The following is a 21,873-nucleotide window of genomic DNA, read 5'->3' on the forward strand; positions in this document are numbered from 1 at the left end:
CGGGTTCGCCGTCAACCGACGCTTCGAGGCCAAGTGCGCCGCCCGTCTGCAGGCCGCCGGGTTCACCCCGGTGACCGATCAGGACGGGCGGCTGCGGTACGTGCCACCGGGCGGGCGGCTTCCCGGGCACGGGAATCCGTTCACCGCGGGGACGTAGTGCCCGCGGCGCCGGAGCCGCCCGCCGCCGAGCGCTGTCGTCGCGCCTGCGCGCGGGGAGGGCGTACCGGCCCGCTCCCCCTATCCCCCCGCGGCGCGCATGTCGCCGTCGTACACCGTGTGGTAGTCCGGGACGACGACTCGCGTCGTCGGGGACACCTTCTCGACCTGGGCGAGGAACGCGTCCAGATTCATGGCCGGATCCCGTTCGGGGGAACCGCTCAGGGGCACTTCGAAGTTGTCCCAGTGGACGGGGACGGTCACCCGGGGGTGGCCCAGCGCGCGCAGCAGCCGGGGCACGTAGCGGTGGGTGACCGTGCTGGAGGGCACGGCGATCATCGCGAGGTCGGGGCGCAGGCCCTGCACCGCCCGCTCGGAGAAGTCGCTGGCCCCCATGAGGAACGCCGACGGCCCCCCTGCCCCCGCGGTCACCTGGAAGGCGAGGGTGTCGCCCTCGGGCAGGTCCGCGATGGTGCGCGGGGCCGTCGCGGGCGGGGCGTTCAGCGTGCCCGGGGCGAAGTAGGAGCACTTCTTGTTGCGGCTGTGCAGGCTCGGCACGACCTCGACGACGATCCCGTCGAAGTCCAGCACCTCGCCGCCCTTCACCACGGAGATCTGTCCCGCGTCGACTCCCAGGGCGACCAGCAGGTGGTACGTGGTCTCGGTGCCGACGACGCGTGCGCCGGTGGTCCTGGCGATGTGGGGCACGTCGGCGAGGTGGTCCCAGTGGGAGTGGCTGACCAGGACGAGTTCGGGGCGGCCGATGTGCGCGTCCACGACCTCCGGCCGGGTCCGGAGGGGGGTGCGCGGGTCGAAGGCGCCGTTGAACAGGCCGGTGGGGAAGCGGGTGAGATACGGATCGAAGAGCACGGTCCGGTCTCCCGCGTCGATGCGCCAGCCGGCGGTGCCGAGCCAGCGCAACGACGTCGAACCGGCGGCTGGACGACGGCTGCGGCCGCCGCCGTCCCCGGCCGAGGCGGTGGCGGCCGTCGCCGGGACCAGCGGGGAGGCCGCGCCGAGCGCGGCACCGCGCAGCACCGTACGACGACCGGGCCCGCGGCGGGAGGGGGCGTCCGATCCGTCCGTGACACGTGTGTTCTGGGTCATGGCGTCAGCAGATCAGTGCGCGAACTCCCCTGTCCAAGACCGGAATGAGGCTCCGGTGATACGCGAACGCATATGCGGCCAGGTCACCGGCCGTCGCCGCTCCCGCGGAGGTGGTCGACCGCGATTCGGGCGGCCCTCCCTATCGCCGCGTCCACCGTGGGGCGTGAGGCGGCCAGGTCGCGGGTGCGGGCGAAGACGGCGATCGCGTAGCACGCGCCGTCGGGGTAGCGGACCACGCCCGCCTCCATGTGGAGCCCCGGCAGCGTTCCGGTCTTGGCCGCGACCGTGACGTCGTCCGGGAAGCCCGACACCAGCCGGTGGCGGAAGACCTGCCGGCCCAGCAGGTCCCGGACGAGCGCGCAGGCCCGGGGCGGCCCGGCGGCGTCGTTCCAGACGAGCCGGAGCAGGCGGGTGATCTCGCGGGGGGTGCTCGCCGTGGTGCGGTGGGGATCCAGTACGGCCAGCCGTCTCTTGCGGTCGTCCGGCAGGGCGGGGTAGCGGACGGCGAACTCACGCTCGTCGCGCGCCCCGACCTCCGCGAGCATCGACTCCAGCAGGTCGCGCGGGCCGCCCACGATCCGGGTCCGTTCGAGGCTGAGTTCCTTCGCGAGCAGCCGTACGGTGTCCAGGCCGACCCGGGCCAGCAGCAGGTCGGCCGCCGTGTTGTCGCTGACCGACATGGCGAAGTGGGCCAGGTCGCGCAGCGACAGCTCGACGTCGTCCAGACAGCCGGCGGTTCCCCAGCCGCCCAGCCGGTCGGCCGCGGTCACCCGCACCCGCTCCCGCGGGTCGAGCTGGCCTGCGACGACCTGCCGGGCGAACTCCAGCACCAGCAGCACCTTGAAGATCGAGGCGATCACGACGGGGTCGTCGGCGCCCAGGGCGACCTCACGGGCACCCGGCTCCGCGCGGAGTTCCCCGCCGGGCCCCGTGCGCACGGGAACGGGGACGGCGTGCAGCTGTCCCTCGGCGCCCGCACCGGCGAAGACCTGCCGGATCCGTTCCTCGACCACTGCTTCCTCCTTGCCGTCGACTCGTCCTGATCATCGAACCGTGGACGGCTCCGGCCGGCCAGTTCCCGGCCGGACGGTGCGGACGCCCTCGGTGCCCCCCTCGCAGCGGCCGCACGTACGATGCCGACCGTGGATCTCTTGCGCCACCTGCGTCTTTTCGTCACCGTGGCCGACGAGCTGCACTTCAGCCGGGCCGCCGAGCGGCTGGGCATGGCACAGCCGCCGCTCAGCCAGGCGATACGCAGACTGGAGAAGGAGCTCGGCGCGGAGCTGTTCGACCGCTCCGGGCGCGGCGTCCGGTTGAGCGCCGCCGGGGCGGCACTGCTGGAGGAGGCCCACGAACTCCTCGCCCGGGAGGAGAGGCTGCGCACGCTGGCCCGCCGCGCCGCCGGGGGCGGCCTCGGCACACTGCGCGCGGGCGTACCGCCCGACACCGCCGCCGCCGTGCTGTCCGCGCTGCTGGCCGCCTGCGCGGAGCACGCTCCGGGCCTCTCCGTCGACCTGCAGGAGGTCACCACCGAGGAGCAGTTGCGGCTGCTCTCCTCCGGCGGGCTGGACATCGGACTCGTGCACCACCCCGTCGACGCCACCGAACTGCGGCTCGGCCCCGAGGTCTCCCTGGACCTGGGTGTCGTCCTGCCCCGCACCTCGCCGCTGGCCGGACTGCCGGAAGTGACGCTCGGCGAGCTCTCGGGCCACGACCTGGTGCTCTTCCCGAGGGCACACGCACCCGGCTGGTACGACCGGATCCTCGACGTGTGCCGCGCCGGGGGTTTCGTACCCGGCCGTCTCCGGCACGCGTCCAACCCCGAGTTCCTGCTCGCCCTCGTGACGGCGGGCCACGGAGTCGCCTTCGACCGGGGGCCGGTGGCCCGCAAGGAGCCCCGCGTCGCCTGGCGGCCACTGGCCGGCCGCCCCCTCACCCTGCGCATCGGCGGGGCCTGGCCCACCGGTCGCGCAGCCCACCCGGCCGCCCGTCGCTTCGCGGAACTCGCGGCCGACGTCCTGGCCCGCGACCACAGGGCGACCCGGGGACGGGGGGCCGCCCCGGGCCCTCCGGACGATTCCCCGCGCCCGTGGTCGGTGGTCTACGGCTAGCCGTCCGGCGCGGCGGGGGACGCGGCCGGCCGGGACGAGGTCCGGGCTGGTCCCCCGCCGCGCCGGACGCCGCGGTTCGCCGAACGGCGCGGCGGACACCGGCCGCACCGCCCCCGCCTCGTCCCGTGGACCGCGGACCGGCCAGCAGGGGGGGAGCCGGTTCGGCGCTGCTCCCGGCCGACCCGATGGTCATCACCTGGTCGCTGTACGGCCACGGGACGACGGGGTGGGCCGACGGCCGCGACGACCCCGGTGCACCGGAAGCGCCGCCTGCCGCACGGCGGGCGAGGTGGTTCCCGGCCGGCGGCCGGCGGCCCGCCCGGTGGCGTCGTACGGGTCCGGTTCCCGGCGCCGAGGGCCCAGGACGGCGGGCGGCTCTCTTCCTCGGCGGACGCGATGCGGCGACAATGGGTGGCCGGTGTCGGCGGAACCGCTCTGGGAGGCCCCGTATGACGTCGCAGCCTGTTCCCCGGCCGAAGCCCGGCCGGGCCGGGGCGGTGGACCGCCGGTCCGGACCGCTCCCCGCACCACGCCGGGCCGCAGGGGCACGGGCCCCCGTTCACGACGCCGCGACGCTCGAGTTCGTCGACCGGCCCGGCCGCGACCACTGGTGGCACCGGCTCGGCGAGGGGGTCCGCGACCGGATGGCCGCCAGGGTCGGTCCGATCGTCGAGTGGTGGGCGTACTGCCACCGCACGGACAGCGAGCGCCCCTACGCGGTGGTCTTCGGCGAGCGCGGTCTCGCCGTGAGCACGCCGACCGTCAACGACCGGGGCGGGCCCGCGCAGTTGCTCACGGTCGTGCCGTTCGTGCCGTCGTCGTTGCGGCACGCGGTGGTCGTGCAGAAGCCGTCACGGCTCTCGTTCGGCCGTGCCGCGTTGCCGCCCGGCGACGTGCCGGAACGGGGCGCCGAGGAACTGCCGTTGCCGGCCCGCATGCGCGGATTCCTCGGTCATCTGCCCGCGGAGGCGCAGGGCCGGTTGCAGTGGCCGTTCGTCAACGGTGACGTGTTCGACCGCGGGGACTACTTCTACTTCGGTGACGAGGACGAACTGGACGTCTGGTGCTATCTGGCCGGGCGCCGGTGGGTGACGTTCGTGTCGGGGCACGGCACGGGTCTGTCCGGGCCCGCGCACCGCGCATCGTGGCGGCTGATCTGCCGGCAGGCCGAGGTCGCGGTGCGATGACCTCGGCGGACGAACCGGACTTCTACGCGGTGCTCGGCGTCCCGGCCGATGCCACCCGGGCCGAGATCGTGCGCGCGTTCCGCCGCAAGGCGCTCGCCCACCATCCCGACCGAGGTGGTGACGCGGACGTCTTCCGGGGCCTGCGCCGGGCCTACGAGACGCTGGCCGACCCGGAGCGGCGCGGCGCGTACGACCGCCGTCGCGGGACGGCGTCGCCGCCGTCGGCCCCCGGTGCGCACAGGGCCCCCGCCGAGCCGCCGCCGGCGCCGGCCGATCCCTTCGCGTGGGCGTCCGGCGCCGGTCCGCGCACGGACACCCGCTCGGGCCACGCGGACGGCCCCGGGATGTACGCCGTTCCCTTCCCGGCACACGACCCGGGCTGTTCGTGGCGGCGGGCCGACCGGTTCGCCTGGTGGGAACCCGGCGACGAGCCGCGGCCGAAGCGGCGCCGCCGGCGTCGCTGACCCGCCCCGGTCACCCGCAGTCCGCCCCGCTGCTCCCGGCCTTCCGCCCGGACGCCGGTACCAGCAGCCTCTGTCCTGCCGTGAGGCCGGTTCCCGCTCCCATGCCGTTGATCTCCTGCAGCTGTTCGACGGTGGTGCCGTACCGGCAGGCGATGCCGGACAGCGTGTCACCGGGCGCGACGTCGTGGAGGCGGTGGACGGGCAGGACGAGTGACGGGAGCGGGATCAGCCGGGTGAGGTCCGGACCGGGCAGCGGCACGCCGGAGCCCGGACGGGACGGCGGCGCGCTGAGGCCGGGTGTCGGCAGCGGACCGGTGAAGCGCGGTTCCGGCGCGTACGGCGTGCCCTGTGGATACGGCGGGTACCGCGGGAAGGTCGCCGCGGGAGGCACCGGCCCGGAGGACCGCGGATAGGGCTGGGAGGAGTCCGCCCCCACCAGGGCGACGACCCACACCACCGCCGTGGCGACCATCGCGCCCACGGTCACCCTGGCGACCTTCCGCTGCCGTCCGAGTTCCTCGACGACCAGGTCCGACGCGTGCCCGGCGGCCCGCGGAACCGTCGTCCGTCCGGCCGGTGCCGCCACCGCGCGCAGGGCCAGCACGACCGGCGTCTCGACGTCCAGGCCGAGCCGCGCCAGTTCGGCCCGCAGCGCGGCCACTCCCGCGCGGTCGCGCGCGGCGGCCGCGACCAGGTCCTCCAGGCGCCCACCCGGGTCCTGGGGGCAGTCCAGCAGGTAGCCCCGGGTCCAGCTGAGCACCCAGCGCGCCCGGCCGGCGCCGGCCAGCGCCTGCCCGGTCACCGCGTACAGGGCTTCGGCGAGTTGCTCCTCGGGCCCGGGTGCATCGGTGAGACGGCGCACCAGCTCCGCCTGCTCTCCCCGTTCCAGCAGGTCGAGAACGGTGCCGAGCGTGGGCCGCGCGGTCACGCCGGTGCCGCGTGCCGCCTCCAGCAGGAGGCTCGCGAGTTCGATCGCGAACGCCTCGGCGGCCAGGTCGGCCCACGTGGCCCGGGGCAGCGGGGTCACCGGACTCCCGGATGCGGCGAGCATCTTCCGCTGCACCCGCGCCACCGGCGCCCGGTCGTCGAGCAGGGGGCCCTCCTCGACGACGACGCCGGGTTCCCCGGCACGCCGCGCCTCGATCAGGGCCAGCCGCCGGGCCAGCGGCGGGTGGGAGTCCAGCGGGGACCGGCCGGCCTCCACCGGGTTCTCGCGCAGCTCGGCCATCCGTTCCCGGACGAGCGGGTCGTCCACCATGGCGGCGAATGCCTCGAAGACGTCCTCGGGTACGAACCCGAGGCGCTGCACCGGTCGCAGGTACCGGCTCACGAACCCGGCCCACGTGATGCCGAGCGCGTGGACGGCGCGCAGTGCCTCGCCGGTCACCGCCGGACCGACCGCGGCGACCGCCTCCGCGTCCGCCTCGAGCTCCTGGCGCCGGCGCACCGCGAGCGACAGGCGCAGGTACAGCCACGCGTAGCCGCCGATCACCGCCTGGAACAGCCAGGCGTACCCGGGCAGGGCCTGCTCCGAGCGCGCGGTCATCCGGAGCCGGAACAGGGTGGAGCGCAGCGACGCCGCCCCCCGGTGGGTGAGCGCGCCGAACCGGGTGTGCCGGCCCGCGTAGTGGCCGAGCTCGTGGCAGAGCACGGCCCGCAGCTCCATGGGCTTCAGCCACATCAGCAGGGGAACGCCCAGGTGCATGGTCCGCTCCCCGACGGCGAAGCCGAGCAGCCGCGCCTCCTCCGACACCGACGCGTTGGCCTCCGGCGTCAGGTGGATCCGGCTCGGCGGCCGGGTGCGCAACTGCCGGGCCAGGTCCTCGACCAGCCCCCACAGTGCGGGCGCCTCGTCGCGGCGTACGGCGACCGCGCCGGGCGGATGCTCCTCCGCGCGGCTCACCGTGACGATCCCGTAGAGGAGCGCGAAGACCGCCGGGACGCTGCCGCCGACCACGAGCGCCCAGTTGCCGGCCCGCCCCGGTGCTTCGAACATCAGCCACAGCATCATCGCGACGAGGGTCGCGTCGGCGGCGAGCAGAGCGAACGACACGACGTAGAACCCGGCGAGCAGCCCCACGGCCAACAGCCCGCGTAACCACCCGAGGACAGCGGTCACCCTCTCTCCTCCAGCCGGCGGGCCACGGCGGCCCGCGCCCGGTCGAGCACCGCCGGGTCCGCGAGGACGGCCGCCCGCAGCCATGCCTCGGTGCTGCGCAGGGCCGTGACGACGGGATCGTCACCGAGACCGATGCGGCTCACCTCGATCCGGCCCGGACCGGCCGGTTCCGGTCCGGCCATGAACGGGTCACGACCGGTCGTCCCGTCCGTGGCCATGTCCAGCGCCTCCCTCAGCGTCTGGCGCGCCTTGGACACGTTCGCGGCCACACCGCCGCGCGTCATCCGCAGCGTCCTGGCTATCTCCTTCTGGGACCAGCCGTGCAGACAGAACAACACCATGGTGGTCCGCTGCCGTGGCGGCAGGGCGGCGAGCAGCCGCAGCACCTCGCGCGCCTCGGCAGTCTGCTCGGGGCCCGCCCGGACCGGCACCGGCACGTCGGGCAGCCGGTCCTGGCCCGTTCTGCGTCTGCGGTGCGTCTTCCACAGCCGCTGCACCGCGACCCGGTACACCCACGCCTCGGGCAGTTCGTACCCGGCGATGCGGTCCCAGGCCCGGTAGGCCTCGACGAACGCCTCCTGGGTGACGTCCTCGGCGTCCTCGCGGCTGCCGCACAGCACGATCACCTGCGCCAGGACGCGCGGGTACGTGCCGGAGAAGAACGTCTCGAAGTCACGCGGCCGTACGGCCGCCTCCGCGTTCACCGGCGGTCCGCCCCGGCCGGCCCGGCAGCCGCCGCCGAACGCGCGCTCACCATGTCGCCGTCGGCACGCGTGACCTCGACCACGCCGCCGGGCCCGGCCGCCCGGACCACCGTGGCCAGTGCGTGCGCCCACGCGCGCTCCCGCGCCGGCCGCATCCACAGCGCCGCCAGCGCGTACACCAGCCGGGCACCCACCAGCACCACGACCAACACCACAGGGTCGACCATCTCCAGCGTCCCTCCTCGGGCTCACGGCAGTGACACCCCGATACAGCCACCAGTGCTCAAGAGGTTTACCCACGGCAGGAATTGCCGCCCCTGGCGAAGCGGCCTTCCGCAGCCGCGTCACCGACCGGCCGGCGGCGTCCCGCCGAGCGGCGCGGCGGTGATCACGGTGGAGGCGCAGGTCGCGGGCTGGTTCGGCGTCCGCCGACCGGGCAGGACCGGCGGAGCGTCACCGGGGCGCGCGGAGGACGCGCGGGGGCACGGCGCGGGAAGACGTGTGTCCGGGCCCGCCGGAGAACGGTTCCTTCCCGCTCACGCGTCGGGACGGACGGGCCGACCGTGCGCGTCTTCACTCACGCGCGTCCCGGGGCCGTACGTGCTCGGGCCGCCCCGCCCGCGCCCGTGCGATCAGCTCGGACCGGGACCGGGATCGCCGGACGCCTCGTTCGCGGCACGGCGGTACTCGGCGTTGATGCGCTGAGCTTCCTCGAGCTGGTCCTCGAGGATGACGATGCGGCAAGCGGCCTCGATCGGGGTTCCCCTGTCGACGAGCTCGCGGGCGCGCGCGGCGATCCTCAGCTGGTAGCGGGAGTACCGGCGATGTCCGCCTTCCGAGCGCAGCGGTGTGATCAGACGAGCCTCACCGATGGCTCGGAGGAAACCAGGGGTGGTGCCGAGCATTTCGGCGGCCCGGCCCATGGTGTAGGCGGGGTAGTCGTCGTCGTCCAGACGATCGCTGAGCGGAGTATCTGCTGCCATGTCACCTCGTTGTGCAACGCGTCGAGGGGCCCTGGTGCCGTACGGCACCAGGGCCCCGAAGGAAATTCAACACCATCTGTCGGCTCTCGTGCTGTGCCGACCCTCTGTTTCCGCTACCCGGCCCGGCAAGGGGAGGGGTGCGGGGATCGCGGCTGCGTGACCGGGGACCACCATCCATTCCGGGGTCTTGCGGTACCCGGGCCGAGGGCTTCTCGGGCCGGGCGATCCTGATGGCGTCTGCTCCTCCGTCCTTTCTCTGGACCGACCACTTGGTGAAACGGGTACTGCGGTACTGCCCGGTGATGCTGTTGGCGGCCCCTCGGACTGCGGGCCGCCCAGTGCGGCTCCCAGCCCCGTCACCGTTCTGCGAACACCTTGGCTTCGGAACTCCAGAGCCGCACTGACCTGCGAACTTCACGTACTGCTACCCGCCAGTTCGTGTCTGCCGGGTCTCGTTTGACCGTGTCAACGAGAAAAAGACTAACCGTGCCAGGGGCCAATGTCTACTGTGGCAAAAGTAGATTTCGATGTTCGCAGGCCACAGGCATCCTGTGGCCTGCGACAACGACGACGAGGGCCCTGCCGACGCGCGTCGGCAGGGCCCTCGTCGGGTCTCTGGTGGCGGTTTCCCGCCTGCTCTCACACCCCCGGAGAGACGGCGGTGCCCCCGAGCAGCGCCGACGCGGTCTGGAGCGGAGTGGGGACGTCCACCGGCGCGGTCTCGGAATGGCCGTGGCAGGTGAAGCCGAGGCGGATCATGGCCCGGACGACTTCGCCGCTGGTGAAGTCGCGGCGGTCCTGCCGGGTGATGACCTGGCCCACCTGCTTGACCGGGTAGCGGCGGCGGCCGATGGTCACGGACTCACCCGTGACGAGCTCGGGCGTGACGCCCTTCATCGAGGCCAGCACCCCGTTCTTGGTCAGTTCGAACGGGTACCGGGCGATGACACAGCGCATGATGCCTCACAGCGGAGAAGGAGGAGGAGGGGACGACCGGGCGAAGCGGATCAGCGGGCGAGGGTGAGGACGTCCCGTAGCCGGATCCGGTCCGTGTAGGCGGGGCTGTCGCGGAGAACGGCGAGCCGGGCCAGGGTGATCAGGCCCGTGCTCTGGTCGTCCCCGTCGCAGAGGACGAGGTGATCGACACGGGCACCGGCCATGAGGGACAGAGCCACCTCGACCGTCATGTCGTCACGGACCCGAGGCCCGGACGCGTCCCTGCCGTCGGCCCCGGCCTGGGGGAACGGTTCCACACCGTGGTGCTGCGTCTGTACCGGCGTCATGGGTGCCTCCTACCGGAAAGGGGTGGGCTTGTGGTCACAGCGGCTCTAGGCAGCCGGGCCGAAGCCGGTCCGCCGCTGCGTCCTGCGGCGTGCCGCTTCGCCGACGGGCCGGCCCTGGCCCCGGCGACCCCGGCGTCCCCGGGACGAGGACGGGGAGGACGCGCCGCGGGGACGTTCCGCGACCGGCACGGTGATGACGACCGGAACACCGGAAGGGGCCTGGGCCCCTGTGATGCGGCTCAGCTCCGCCTCGCCCGAACGCACCTGGGTGATCCGGGGGGTGATGCCTGCCGACGCCATCAGCCGGCTCATGTCGCGACGCTGGTCGGGGGTCACCAGGGTGACGACGCTGCCGGACTCGCCGGCGCGGGCCGTACGACCGCCGCGGTGCAGGTAGTCCTTGTGGTCACTGGGCGGATCCACATTGACGACCAGGTCCAGGTTGTCGACGTGGATCCCGCGCGCCGCGACGTTGGTCGCCACCAGGACCGTCACCTGTCCGCCCTTGAACTGGGCCAGGGTCCGCGTGCGCTGCGGCTGGGACTTGCCGCCGTGCAGGGCCGCGGCGCGGACACCGCTGCTCAGCAGGTGCTTGGTCAGCCGGTCCACCGCGTGCTTGGTGTCGAGGAACATGATCACTCGGCCGTCTCGCGCCGCGATCTCGGTGGTCGTCCGGTGCTTGTCCGCGTCGTGCACGTGGAGTATGTGGTGCTCCATCGTGGTGACCGCGCCCGCCGACGGGTCGACGGAGTGGACCACCGGGTCCGTCAGGTAGCGGCGGACCAGCCGGTCGACGTTGCGGTCCAGGGTGGCCGAGAAGAGCATCCGCTGCCCGTCGGCACGCACCTGGTCGAGCAGGGCGGTGACCTGGGGCATGAAGCCCATGTCGGCCATCTGGTCGGCCTCGTCGAGGACCGTGACGCCGACCTCGTCCAGCCGGCAGTCGCCCCGGTCGATGAGGTCCTTGAGCCGCCCGGGCGTCGCGACGACCACCTCGGCCCCGGCGCGCAGCGCACCGGCCTGCCGGCCGATGGACATTCCGCCGACGACGGTGGCCAGCCGCAGGCTCACGGAGCGGGCGTACGGGGTGAGCGCGTCGGTGACCTGCTGGGCGAGCTCGCGGGTGGGGACGAGGACGAGGGCGAGCGGCTGCCGCGGCTCGGCACGCCGCCCCGCGGTCCGGGCCAGTACGGCGAGGCCGAAGGCGAGGGTCTTGCCCGAGCCGGTGCGGCCCCGGCCGAGCACGTCACGGCCGGCCAGGGAGTTCGGCAGGGTCGCCGCCTGGATCGGGAAGGGCACGGTCACGCCTTCGCGGCCGAGCGTGTCCAGCAGCTGCGCGGGCATGGCGAGATCGGCGAACGCCTCGGCGGCGGGCAGCGCGGGCGTGATCGTCTTCGGCGGCGCGAACTCGCCCTGGACGGCCCGTCCGGCCTGTCGGTTTCCGTAGTCCTTGGAACGGCGGGGACCACCGGAGCGGCCGGAGCCGGATCCGGTGCCTCCTCCGAAGCGGTCGTATGTGCGGGACGTACGGGATGTGCGGGCACGCTTCATGCGCAACCTTCCTTGATGAGGCGCGCAGCAAGGAATTCCCGCAGCAGATGAGCGGCGCAGAGAATCTCGAAACGAGCCGGAGTCGATGGGGGGCGAGTCGGACCGACGGGGAATGCGTCACCGGTCGGTGACGTGGTGGAGCCTTCCCGTCGCTCGCCCTGAAATGCAGCGAGCCGGGGCCCGCACCCCAGAGGTGCGGGCCCCGGCTGCGAAGTACGCGTCAGCGCCGGTGTCAGGCGGGGACGATGTTCTCGGCCGTCGGGCCCTTCTGGCCCTGCGCGATGTCGAACGACACCTTCTGGCCTTCCAGCAGCTCGCGGAAGCCCTGGGTGGCGATGTTCGAGTAGTGGGCGAAGACGTCGGCGCCGCCGCCGTCCTGCTCGATGAAGCCGAAGCCCTTTTCCGCGTTGAACCACTTCACGGTGCCAGTAGCCATGTCATTTCTCCTTCGGAGGCGGTGTCAGGAATTCACCCTGTGTGAATTCCGTGTCGCCGTGATGATTACCCCGTCGGAAATGAACCTTCTGGCAACCACACCTGCAACTGAGATCGACAGTAGCACGGTGCGATCGACCCTGCACGGTCGATAATTGCGATCCGGCCGACGCCCGGGGAATACTCGCCGTGCCCCGCGTCTATTTCTCATTTTGCGGGCACAGATATTGCCCTCCGCGGACGCGGGTCTTCCTGCCGTGCGCCTCCCACCGCAGCCCTGTGACCTCCGTCGACGGCGGACGAGCCGCCGCCACCGCCGCCGGCGGACGGCACGACGGCGAACGCGCCGGGATCCCGCTGCCGCGACGAAGGTCACATCGCCCGTGTGTGGCGGAGGCGTTGAAACAACAACGTGGTGAACCGTTGGCCAACGCCGTACGCTCCCTCTGATCAACCAAGGACTCCGTGGGGGGACATCCATGCGCACAACCATGCGCCTTGCCCTGCTCGGCACCGGCGTCGCGCTGGTCGCCACCGCGTTCGGTGCCACCGCCGCCCAGGCGGAGGACGGCGGCAAGGGCGACATCACGATCGACAGGGTCGTCGTCAACGGCGGCAAGCCGGTCGTGGTCGGCACCACCAAGGTGGTGACCGCCAAGGTCTCCGTGACCGCGTCGGACGATTCGGGCATCGCCAGGACCACGTACATCAGCGCCTCCGGACCGAAGCCGAACTACGCGCAGATCTGGTACGACGACGGCGACATCACGTGCGTCAAGGCGAGCGCCACCACGTCGACCTGCACGGGCACGCTGACGTTCGACCCGCAGGCGTCGACCGGCTTCGTCAACAACAAGGCGGCGGCCACCTGGAACCTCGCGACGCTGGTCTCCGCCAACGACTACGACTACATCCACCGGGACGCGGCCACCACGTTCAAGGTGCAGCGCTACTCGAAGCTGACGGTCAACGCCTCGCCGGAGCCGGTGAAGAAGGGCAGGACCATCACGGTCACCGGCAAGCTCTCCCGGGCCAACTGGGAGGACAACAAGTACCACGGCTACACGAACCAGTCGGTGAAGCTGCAGTTCCGCAAGAAGGGCAGCAACACCTACACCACGGTGAAGACGATCAAGTCCGACTCGACGGGCAACCTCAGGACGACTGTCACCGCCTCCACCGACGGCTACTTCCGCTACAGCTTCGCGGGCACGGCGACGACTCCGGCGGTCAACGCGGCCGGCGACTTCGTGGACGTCCAGTAGCCACGTGCCGAGAGCGTTTCCGAGACCTGGTGCCGGGCTCGCGCTCTCGGCTCGGGAAGCGAGGGCACCTGCGCGCCCGCACGGCTGTCGACCTGCGCAGGTCCGCTGAGCTTCGCTCGGCGCGAGAGGCCGGGAGCACCGCTGCCGACCGTGTCCGGCTCATCCGCCGGAACCCGGACCGCGCTCCTTCCGTCTTGCTCCCGACGAGCTGCCCCTCGTGAGGAGAACGCGGCTCCGACCGGAAGTGACGAACGACCTCCGCCCTGGCGCGAGCAACATCTAGCAGAGCTGACAAGAGTTGAGACACATACCACCGCAGAACCTTTCGCGCATACGGGGGAGGACCGCGGTCTCCCCACGGCGTCCGCCACGGGCCGCACTCTGGGCCCTGGCCGCCGTCGTGACCCTCGGGTTCCTCGTCGCGCTGGAGCTCGCCGCGCGCCACTACGGCGCGCCGGGGCCGGTCACCAACCAGGTGCGGGAGGTGATCCACGCCCCCAAGTCGGGTGGCCTGCTGTACGCCGCCATGGCGTTGACGATGGTGGTGCTCACCTGGCGGGAACGGTTCATCGCCGCGGGTACGGCGATCGGCATCGACGTCGCCTTCTTCGCGGTCCGGTGGGCGGTCGACGCCGACACGGCCGGCGGCCACCCCTTCGGCAACGGCGCCCTGTGGGTGATCCTGGGCTGTGCGGTCATCGCGGTCACGCGCCGCACCGGCCGGGAACGCGTCCTGCTGCTGAAGGGCGTCGGCCTGGGGCTGCTGCTGATGGCCGGCCGCAAGACCGGCGACACCTGGCTGCTCATCACCTCGAAGACCCGCCCGGGGGTGCTCGACCAGTACGTGGCCACCGCCGACCACGCGCTGGGCCAACCGTCATGGCTGGTCGGCCGGATCGTGACGGCCACCGGCGCCATCGGCTTCAACTTCCTCGACTTCGTCTACGGCAATCTCGCGGTGGCCGCGGTCATCGCCGCGCTGTACCAGCTGCGCCACGTGGCGGTCGAGCGCCGCTTCCCGCGCCACCACCTGGTGCGCACGTTCCTGGTGATCGGTCTCGTCGGGCCGGCCTTCTACATGATCTACCCGGTGGTCGGACCGATCTTCGCCTACGGCACCGGCATGGAGCACTGGTCGGCGGTCAGCCTGTGGGCGCCGGACATGCCGCCCAGCGAACCCTGGGCCGTGGCCACCCTGTGGCCGCAGACGCCGCCGCCGGTCGGTGCCCCGCACCCCGTCCCGTTCGACGAGATCACCCCGCGGAACTGCATGCCCAGCCTGCACACGGCGTGGGCGGTCGCGATCTTCATCCACTCCCGCAAGGGCCCGCGGCTGCTGCGCTGCGCGGGAACGTTCTGGCTGATCGCCACGCTCTGCGCGACGCTGGGATTCGGCTACCACTACGGCGCGGACCTCATCGCCGGCGTGGTGTTCACGCTCACGATCGAGGCGGCCCTGCGCTCGTACGACCGCGGTTGGGACCGGTCGGGGATCCGGCTGGTCGCCTACGGCGCGGCGGTCTTCACCGCGTTCCTGGTGTCGTACCGCTGGCTGCCCGTGCAGATGGCCGAGTACCCGTGGCTGTCCGGCCCCCTGCTCGTCTCGGCGATGGCCTCGGTCGTCTACGGCTACGCACGGACCACCGCACGGTGGACCCGGAGGACCGCACCGGAGCGGCAGCCCGAACCGCAACCCGAACTGATCTGAAGCACGTTCGCACCCGGAACCCGCCGGCCGGGACAACGAAGAACCCCCGGGTCTCCGGCCCGGGGGTTTCCCGTGGAACGGGTGACGAGGACCGGACTCGCGCTCCCGGCGCGGGACCGGGCGGACGGCGGCGCCTTGGCCGCCGTACCGGGCACGGGCGCCCTCGCCGTCCCGGCCGTTCGGCGGCGGGGGCGCCGTAGAAGTGGTGGTGCTGGACGCCCTGCCCGATGACGGCCTGCTGCACCCGGCCGCTCGCGCTCGCGTCCACGCCGACCGTCACGGAGGCGCCGGGGATCTCGTCGACCGGTGTCGTGCCCGGTGTGCCCGGTGGGTCCGCCGGCGGCCGGCCCGTCCCGGCCGTCACCGCGGCGCCTGGAACGTGCTGTGTTGCTCGCCCTGGCCCTGCATCGCCTGCTGCGCGTGACCGGATGCGGTCGCGTGCACGGTGACCTGCCCGGCGGCCACGCCCCCGGCCGGCATCCGCTCCCGGACGAACGCCACCAGGTCGCGGAGCTGCTCCGCCCGCTCCGGAGCGTCCTCCAGCAGATCAGCGAACCGCGTCCGCCAGGCCGCCGCCTGGCGGGCCGCGGCCATCGCCTGGACCAGTGCGCCACCCCCCCGGCGGCCGCCAACGCGCTGAGCGCTTCCGGGAGCATGACGATCCCTTCGTCGGCAGGGGGCTCCCAGCATGACCGAACACAAGGGTGTCGGAGGCGAACCGCACGGACACCGGAAGCCGCCGGGCCGGACCGCACGTGCGCTTTCCCTCCGGCGGTCAACACCCGGCCCGCTGCCGTGCCGACCGCTGACGGGCAGGGCCCGCTCGTGACGTGCGGGCAGTGCCGCCGCGTCGGTCACCGGCCGACGGGAGGCACCGAGCAGCGGCAGAAGAGGCCGGGGTGCCGTGGGCACGAGGCGGGAGGACCGGATGAGGGCCCGGCTCGGTGCCTGGGCGGCCGCATTCCACGCGCGGTGTCGCCTTCTCGTCTCAACTCGTCCACGGCACGTTCACGTCGGCGAAAGTGGGGTCGGTCGGCCAGCCGCCGACCGACCCCACCAAGACGGGAAATCTGTCATGCCCCGACGCCCGCTGAGCCGTCGCGAGCGGCTCACCCTGATGGGAATCATCCTGGGCAGCCTCGTCTCCGCTCTCACCGGAGCGGTCGCCGGCGAGATCTTCAAGGCGTTGCTGTCGTGAGCGGCCGGACTCCGATGTCCTTCCGTCCGGACATGCCTCCAGTGGTTCGGCCCATGCCACACAGCGCTGCCGAATCCGCGATGCTCCGGACGGCGCGGTGCCCATAGGCAAGGATGCTTTCGATGACCAGTCACAGGAGCGGTTCGCGGCAAGGAAGCCAGCGACGGATTCCGCAGCCCCAAGGCGTGACCCCGGCCCCGCTGCGGGACTTGAAGGACTACGTCTACCAGCTCTACGTGGAGGCCGGGGCGCCGCCGACACAGCGCATGGCGGCTGAGATCGGGAAGGACGACGCACTTCCCGGCAGCCCGTCGAAGGCCACCATCCACCGGATCATCGGCGCCAAGGAACTTCCGACGGGACAGGAGGATGTCGTCTCCGTCGCCATCCTGCTGGCCCGGTGGGCGGGCAGGAACCCGAGCGAGGTGGAGACCCGGGTCCGGCGGATGTGGATCGCCGCCCATCTTGCTCAGCCGTTGGGTACCGCCGTGCCTGATCTCGACCCCTTCGCGCTGGAGGTGCACCGGGCGATCAGCGTGCCCGGTGACGAGCCGCTGCCCAGGCTGCCCGCCTACGTCCCGAGAGATCACGACGCGGCGCTGGGCGAACTGGTGGATCGGGCGATCGGAGGCGAGAGCCTCATGATCACGTTGGTCGGCGAGTCCTCGACCGGAAAGACCCGTGCCTGCTGGGAGGCATTGTGCCGTCTTCCCTCCGGGTGGAGAGTGTGGCACCCCTTCGATCCGACACGTCCGGACGCTGCCCTGGTCCACCTCAAGGAGATCGGGCCACAGACGGTGATCTGGCTGAACGAGGCACAGCACTACCTGCTCGCCCCGGACGCGAGGACCGCCGAGGGCATCACAGCGGGCCTGCGCTCGGTGCTGACCGATCGGCGCCGGCGCCCGGTGCTGGTCCTTGCCACCATCTGGCCCCGCTTCTGGGACCCCCTGACCGCGCCCTCGGCCGCGGGAGCGGACGACCGCTTCGAACAGCAGCGCAAGCTCCTCACCGATCTCGGCCAGTGCATCGTGGTGCCCAAGACGTTCACCGAGAACGACCTGCGTCAGGCACGCCGTAAATCACACGACGACCCGCGGCTCGCCAGTGCCCTGGAGGGAGCGACCGACGGAGAGATCACCCAGTTCCTTGCCGGTGTTCCGGAACTCATGCGGCGTTACCAATGTGCGGCACCCGCAGAGAAGGCACTGATCCATGCCGCCATGGACTGTCGCCGGCTCGGGCACGGCCCCCTGCTGCCGCACGAGCTCCTGGCCGAAGCGGCTGAAGGGTATCTGACGGATCAGGAGATCGGCCTGCGCGGCGGCAACTGGCTGGAGGAGGCTCTGGCGTACTGCGCCATGCCGTGCCACGGGGTCCCCGGCCCGCTGACGCCTGTCGCACCCCGGAGCAATGCGTTCGCCGGAAGGGCATACCGGCTCGCGGACTACCTCGAGCAGGACGGCCGCGTCGAGCGCCGCCTGATGTGCCCGCCGACCTCGTTCTGGGAAGCGGCGATCCGCCACTGTCTCGGCACGGACGACAGTGTCGCGCTGGCGCGCGCCGCGCGGCTGAGGGGACGGCTCCGAGTCGCCGCGGCACTCTACGGAAAGGCGTTGGAGGCCGGGAACACCGAAGTACGGCCCGAGCTGGGCCGTCTCGCCGAAGGCGTGGGGGACCTCGCCAAGGCGAAGGAGTTCTACGAGGCCGCGTGGAAGGAGGATCACCAGGCGCGCTGGGAGCTCGTACGGCTGCGCCAGCTCATGGGCGAACCGGGCAGGGCGGAGGAGCTGGCCCACGTGGCCGCCAACCAAGGGGACAGCTTGTCGCTGACCCGGCTGGCCCGGCTCCGTCAGAAGGCCGGTGATGAGGAGGGCGCACAGCGGTTGACGAGGAATGCCGCTGCCAGGGGGAAGATCAGGACGTATGCGGGACTGGCCCGGTCCAGGGAAGAAGTGGGAGACAGGGACGGCGCCGAGACGCTCGCTTTCCTGGCCCTGGAGATGACGGGCAGCACGTACGCCCTGTCGGAGCTGGTGGGAATGCGGGAGCAGGCCGGTGACGGGAAGGCGGCGGAGCGCCTGGTCCTGGCAGCTGCTGACCGGGGAAAGCTGCGCCCCGCCATCAGGCTGGCCAATGGGCGACGACAGGCCGGGGACAGGCGGGGCGCGGTGCACGTCCTCGACCTGGCCGCCGGCCTGGGCAGCAGGTTCGCCCTGATCGAGCTTGCCCGTCTCAAGCGGAGGTGGGGGGACAGCGAAGGGGCGGAACAGCTCCTGTGCACCGCTGTGGGGCGGGGCAGCGTGTCCGCCCTGACCGAGTTGGCCCGGCTGCGGGAGAGGGCTGGGGACAGGCAGGCCGCGCTCCGGCTGTACCGATCCGCGGCGGAGCGGGGGAGCACGGATGCGCTGGCCCACCTCGCTCTGCTGAAGGAGGAGGAGGGAGCCGGTGAGGAAGCCGAGCGCATGGCGTGCAGCGCAGCGGACGGGGGCAGCACCTTCGCACTGCTGGAGTTGTCGTGGCTGCGTGAGAAGAACAGCGACCACCATGGCGCCGAGCGCCTGGCCCACACCGCTTACCGCGCGGGTAACTCGGGGGCGCTCGTCCTGCTCGCTCGCTTACGGGAGAAGGCCGGGGACGCCTCCGGTGCCGAGGCGCTGGTCCTCCAGGCGGCCGCCGCCGGCGACAGACAGGTGCTCAATGAGTTCGTGGTGCGAAGGGAGAAGAGCGGTGACAGCGAAGGGGCCGAACGCCTGGCCTCGGTCGGAGGCGGTCAGTTGTTGCTGCAACTGGCCCGACGGTGGGAAGCGGACGGCAGGAAACCGGAGGCGGAGCGGCTCTACCGGCGCGCGGCCGAACGGGGACGGCCACAGGCACTGGGGGAATTGGCCCGCCTGAAACAGCAGGCCGGTGACCATGCCGCAGCGGAGGACCATGCCCGCGCTGCGGCACACGCGGGACACGTGGAGGCGCTTTCGAACCTCGCGCGCATGTGTGCCCGAGAGGGACGGCCGGATGACGCCGATCGCCTGTACCACATCGCGATCGACTCGGGTTACGACGGCGCCCTGCCCCATTGGGCGGAACTGCGCAGCCAAGCGGACGTGCGGTGGGAGCAGCTTCCGCGCTACGGCCTCACCGCGGACGGTGACCTGTCGGAACCCTGGTGCTTCGGGCCCTCGGGGGAGCCGAGGTCCTGTCGCAGGGATCAGGAAGAGCTCTGCCGGGAACGCGTCGGTCTCAGGGCCTGCCTCGCGGACATCGACCAGACGGTGGAAGGAGCGTCGAACGACCGGGTCCGTCGATGACCGAGGCGGAAGCCGGGGACGCTCGGGGGTGCGCTGCCCGATCGGACGACGCCACCGCTCCGTGGATCCGGAGCAGTCCGTCAGCCAGTGTGCTTCCGCGAGGTCACGGGCGACATGGTCGGCCGGCGGGACGGGCTCGAAGCGGGGCGTCCGCTCCTGGACAGGCACGGGTTCCCGGTCCGGATCACGGTGGGGCAGTGCCGCATACGGTCGCCCGCGGCGCCGTCGGAGGACCATGGGGCCGAGGACCCCGTTCCCGAAGGGTTCGGCGATGTCGTCCGGGGCGAACCCGACATCCGCCAGGTCCGCCCACCTGCCGGCGCCCTGGCGTTCCCGGGCCGGGCAGTGCCGCAGGCCCTGCACGAACGCGTGGAAGCCCGCATCGCCCAGTACGGTCTCCCAGTACGGTCTCCCGGGAGGCGACGACGGACTTCACCGTCTTGCGCAGCCACCGGCTCGGCGAAGCCGGCGGGCCGCGTCAGCCCGGGCGAGGCCGCCTCGCCCGGGATCATGGATCACACGGGGTGCGGGGAGGCTGCCGTCGTGCCGGTTGTCCCCGTGATCGCCGACCGGAACGCGGTGCCCGTGTCCGGGCCGGGGCCCCGGCGTCACCGCCTGCCGTCGGGCGACGGGCGCGGGTTCCGCCGCGATCAGACTTCCGACTCGGCGGGTTCCGCCGTGACGGCCTCGTCGACCCCCGGCTCGTCGCCGCCGATGACGCCGACGTGCCGCAGCACGACGGCCGACAGGAGCGAGAGCACCAGGGTGCACACCGCGGCGACGAGCATCGCGACGTTCAGCCCGGAGGTGGCCGCCTCCTTGGCCTGGTCGAGCCAGCCGGCGGGCATCCGATGTGCCGACGAGGCCGCGCCGACGAGGCTGTCGCCCGCCACGTCGGCCACCTCGGACGGCGTACCGGCGGGGATCTCGTCGTCGATGCGGTTGCGGTAGACCGCGGTGGCCAGGCTGCCCAGGATCGCCACGCCCAGGGCGAGACCCAGCTCCTGCACGGTCTCCGACATCGCCGAGGCCGAACCGGCCTTCTCCGGCGGCGCGGCTCCGACCACCAGGTCCGTGCCCAGGGCCGCGATCGTCCCGAGTCCGAGGTAGACGAGGCCGAAACCGATCACCATCAGGGCGATGCCGCCCGAGGCGTCCACCTGGGTGAGCAGCACGTATCCGACCATGGACAGCGTCAGGGCGGCGGCCACCACGATCCCCGGCGGCACGCGGCGCGCGACCAGCGGCGCCCCGATCGCGGCCAGGAACATCATCAGCGCGGGCGGCCCCATCCACAGGCCCGCTTCGATGGGGGGCAGTTCCTCCACGAGCTGGAGCTGCTGGGTGATCAGCAGCATCGAGCCGCCGACGCCGACAAGGCCGACGAGCAGGACGCTCAGCGCGGCGCTGAACGTGCGGTCGGTGAAAAGGCGCACGTCCAGCAGCGGGCTCGCCAGCTTGCCCTGACGCCGGACGAACAGCACCGCGAAGACCAGGCCGATCACCGCGGCGACGATCGCGGGAACGCCGAGGCCGTCCTTGGCGAACCGCTTCACCGCGTAGATCACCGGCAGGATCGCGCTCAGCGACAGCGCGACGCTGAGCAGGTCGAACCGGCCGCTCTGCGGCGCACGGTACTCGGGGATCAGGATCGGTGTGGCCACCAGCAGCACGATCGCCACCGGGACCGCGAGGAGGAACGCCGAACCCCACCAGAAGTGGTCCAGCATCGCGCCGCCGACCACCGGCCCGAGCGCCATGCCGAGCGCGAAGCTCGTCGCCCAGACACCGATGGCCAGTGAGCGCTGGCGCTGATCGGTGAACATGTTGCTGATCAGGGCCAGGGTGGACGGCATCAGCGTGGCACCGGCGATCCCCAGGGCCGCGCGCGCGGCGATGAGCATGGCGGCGCTGTCGGAGCAGGCGGCCAGCACGGAGACGGCCCCGAAGGCGGCGGCCCCGATCATCAGCAGCTTGCGGCGGCCGATCCGGTCACCCAGCGTGCCCATGGTGATCAGGAAGCCGGCGATCAGGAAGCCGTAGGCGTCCATGATCCATAGCTCTTCGGTGCCGCTCGGGTGCAGGTCCTCCGCCAGGGAGGGGAGGGCGAGGTACAGCACGGTGACGTCGAGGCCCAGCAGCACGGTGGGCAACGAGAGGACGGCCAGGCCTCCCCACTCCCGGGCACCGGCCCTGCGTACGGTCGTTGTGCTCATGGCACTCCCCTGCGTTTCGAGTCCGAGAACGTGCCCCGCCACACTGCCGACCGTCACGCACGATTTCCTGAGGGTCAC

19 protein-coding genes are annotated in these 21,873 nt (G+C 72.4%); 7 read left to right on the top strand and 12 right to left on the bottom strand.

Features of this window, described 5'->3' with window-relative positions:
• Window positions 1-237 precede the first annotated feature (237 nt).
• A complete protein-coding gene (locus RIM90_RS15475; RefSeq protein ID WP_309061279.1) occupies window positions 238-1,263 on the bottom strand; it encodes an MBL fold metallo-hydrolase in 1,026 nt (341 codons plus the stop codon).
• An 83-nt stretch (window positions 1,264-1,346) separates the two neighbouring features.
• Window positions 1,347-2,276: a serine hydrolase gene (locus tag RIM90_RS15480; protein ID WP_309061280.1), complete on the bottom strand. Its 930-nt coding sequence runs from the start codon at window positions 2,274-2,276 to the stop codon at window positions 1,347-1,349.
• Between the two features lie 138 nt (window positions 2,277-2,414).
• Between RIM90_RS15480 and RIM90_RS15485 the strand changes: the two genes are divergently transcribed.
• From RIM90_RS15485 to RIM90_RS15495, 3 genes are all read left to right on the top strand, one after another.
• Window positions 2,415-3,374 (top strand): LysR family transcriptional regulator, encoded by a 960-nt coding sequence (locus RIM90_RS15485; protein ID WP_309061305.1) that lies wholly within the window; start codon window positions 2,415-2,417, stop codon window positions 3,372-3,374.
• A gap of 449 nt (window positions 3,375-3,823) precedes the next feature.
• Complete coding sequence (locus RIM90_RS15490; RefSeq protein WP_309061281.1) at window positions 3,824-4,561, top strand: hypothetical protein; 738 nt, start codon at window positions 3,824-3,826, stop codon at window positions 4,559-4,561.
• Window positions 4,558-5,025 carry a J domain-containing protein gene (locus RIM90_RS15495; protein WP_309061282.1) on the top strand — a complete coding sequence of 156 codons (468 nt, stop codon included), beginning with the start codon at window positions 4,558-4,560 and terminating at the stop codon, window positions 5,023-5,025. Before RIM90_RS15490 ends, RIM90_RS15495 begins: the two co-directional genes overlap by 4 nt.
• 10 nt (window positions 5,026-5,035) lie before the next feature.
• Here the strand turns inward: RIM90_RS15495 and RIM90_RS15500 are convergent, their stop codons facing one another.
• From RIM90_RS15500 to RIM90_RS15535, 8 genes are all read right to left on the bottom strand, one after another.
• Window positions 5,036-7,144, bottom strand: coding sequence for a M48 family metalloprotease (locus RIM90_RS15500; protein WP_309061283.1), 2,109 nt, complete (start codon window positions 7,142-7,144; stop codon window positions 5,036-5,038).
• Window positions 7,141-7,848 carry a sigma-70 family RNA polymerase sigma factor gene (locus RIM90_RS15505; RefSeq protein WP_309061284.1) on the bottom strand — a complete coding sequence of 236 codons (708 nt, stop codon included), beginning with the start codon at window positions 7,846-7,848 and terminating at the stop codon, window positions 7,141-7,143. The genes RIM90_RS15500 and RIM90_RS15505 overlap by 4 nt, the downstream gene beginning before the upstream one ends.
• Window positions 7,845-8,075, bottom strand: a complete 231-nt coding sequence (locus RIM90_RS15510) for a hypothetical protein (RefSeq protein ID WP_309061285.1) — start codon at window positions 8,073-8,075, stop codon at window positions 7,845-7,847. The genes RIM90_RS15505 and RIM90_RS15510 overlap by 4 nt, the downstream gene beginning before the upstream one ends.
• Window positions 8,076-8,480: 405 nt before the next feature.
• A complete protein-coding gene (locus RIM90_RS15515; protein WP_309061286.1) occupies window positions 8,481-8,831 on the bottom strand; it encodes a helix-turn-helix domain-containing protein in 351 nt (116 codons plus the stop codon).
• A gap of 639 nt (window positions 8,832-9,470) precedes the next feature.
• The gene (locus tag RIM90_RS15520; protein ID WP_309061287.1) at window positions 9,471-9,788 is read right to left on the bottom strand and encodes an SCO5918 family protein; all 318 of its coding nucleotides are present in this window, start codon (window positions 9,786-9,788) and stop codon (window positions 9,471-9,473) included.
• 50 nt (window positions 9,789-9,838) lie between these two features.
• Window positions 9,839-10,114 carry a CBS domain-containing protein gene (locus RIM90_RS15525; protein WP_309061288.1) on the bottom strand — a complete coding sequence of 92 codons (276 nt, stop codon included), beginning with the start codon at window positions 10,112-10,114 and terminating at the stop codon, window positions 9,839-9,841.
• Between the two features lie 45 nt (window positions 10,115-10,159).
• Window positions 10,160-11,665 (bottom strand): DEAD/DEAH box helicase, encoded by a 1,506-nt coding sequence (locus tag RIM90_RS15530; RefSeq protein ID WP_309061289.1) that lies wholly within the window; start codon window positions 11,663-11,665, stop codon window positions 10,160-10,162.
• Window positions 11,666-11,897: 232 nt separating this feature from the next.
• Window positions 11,898-12,101, bottom strand: coding sequence for a cold-shock protein (locus tag RIM90_RS15535; RefSeq protein WP_028799214.1), 204 nt, complete (start codon window positions 12,099-12,101; stop codon window positions 11,898-11,900).
• A gap of 478 nt (window positions 12,102-12,579) precedes the next feature.
• Between RIM90_RS15535 and RIM90_RS15540 the strand changes: the two genes are divergently transcribed.
• Window positions 12,580-13,365 (top strand): single-stranded DNA-binding protein, encoded by a 786-nt coding sequence (locus RIM90_RS15540; RefSeq protein WP_309061290.1) that lies wholly within the window; start codon window positions 12,580-12,582, stop codon window positions 13,363-13,365.
• A 331-nt stretch (window positions 13,366-13,696) separates the two neighbouring features.
• A complete protein-coding gene (locus tag RIM90_RS15545; protein ID WP_375165452.1) occupies window positions 13,697-15,073 on the top strand; it encodes a DUF5933 domain-containing protein in 1,377 nt (458 codons plus the stop codon).
• Window positions 15,074-15,433: 360 nt separating this feature from the next.
• On the opposite strand, the gene RIM90_RS15550 is transcribed toward RIM90_RS15545, so the two are convergent.
• Window positions 15,434-15,667, bottom strand: a complete 234-nt coding sequence (locus RIM90_RS15550) for a hypothetical protein (RefSeq protein WP_309061291.1) — start codon at window positions 15,665-15,667, stop codon at window positions 15,434-15,436.
• A 481-nt stretch (window positions 15,668-16,148) separates the two neighbouring features.
• On the opposite strand from RIM90_RS15550, the gene RIM90_RS15555 reads away from it, so the two are divergent.
• Together RIM90_RS15555 and RIM90_RS15560 are read left to right on the top strand one after the other, a co-directional pair.
• Window positions 16,149-16,271 carry a hypothetical protein gene (locus RIM90_RS15555; protein WP_309061292.1) on the top strand — a complete coding sequence of 41 codons (123 nt, stop codon included), beginning with the start codon at window positions 16,149-16,151 and terminating at the stop codon, window positions 16,269-16,271.
• A 209-nt stretch (window positions 16,272-16,480) separates the two neighbouring features.
• Window positions 16,481-19,579: a hypothetical protein gene (locus tag RIM90_RS15560; protein WP_309061293.1), complete on the top strand. Its 3,099-nt coding sequence runs from the start codon at window positions 16,481-16,483 to the stop codon at window positions 19,577-19,579.
• A gap of 650 nt (window positions 19,580-20,229) precedes the next feature.
• Here RIM90_RS15560 and RIM90_RS15565 read toward each other — a convergent pair.
• Window positions 20,230-21,795, bottom strand: coding sequence for an MFS transporter (locus RIM90_RS15565; RefSeq protein ID WP_309061294.1), 1,566 nt, complete (start codon window positions 21,793-21,795; stop codon window positions 20,230-20,232).
• Window positions 21,796-21,873: the final 78 nt, after the last annotated feature.

It is taken from the genome of Streptomyces sp. (assembly GCF_031181555.1).
GTDB classification, from domain to species: Bacteria; Actinomycetota; Actinomycetes; order Streptomycetales; family Streptomycetaceae; genus Streptomyces; species Streptomyces fimbriatus.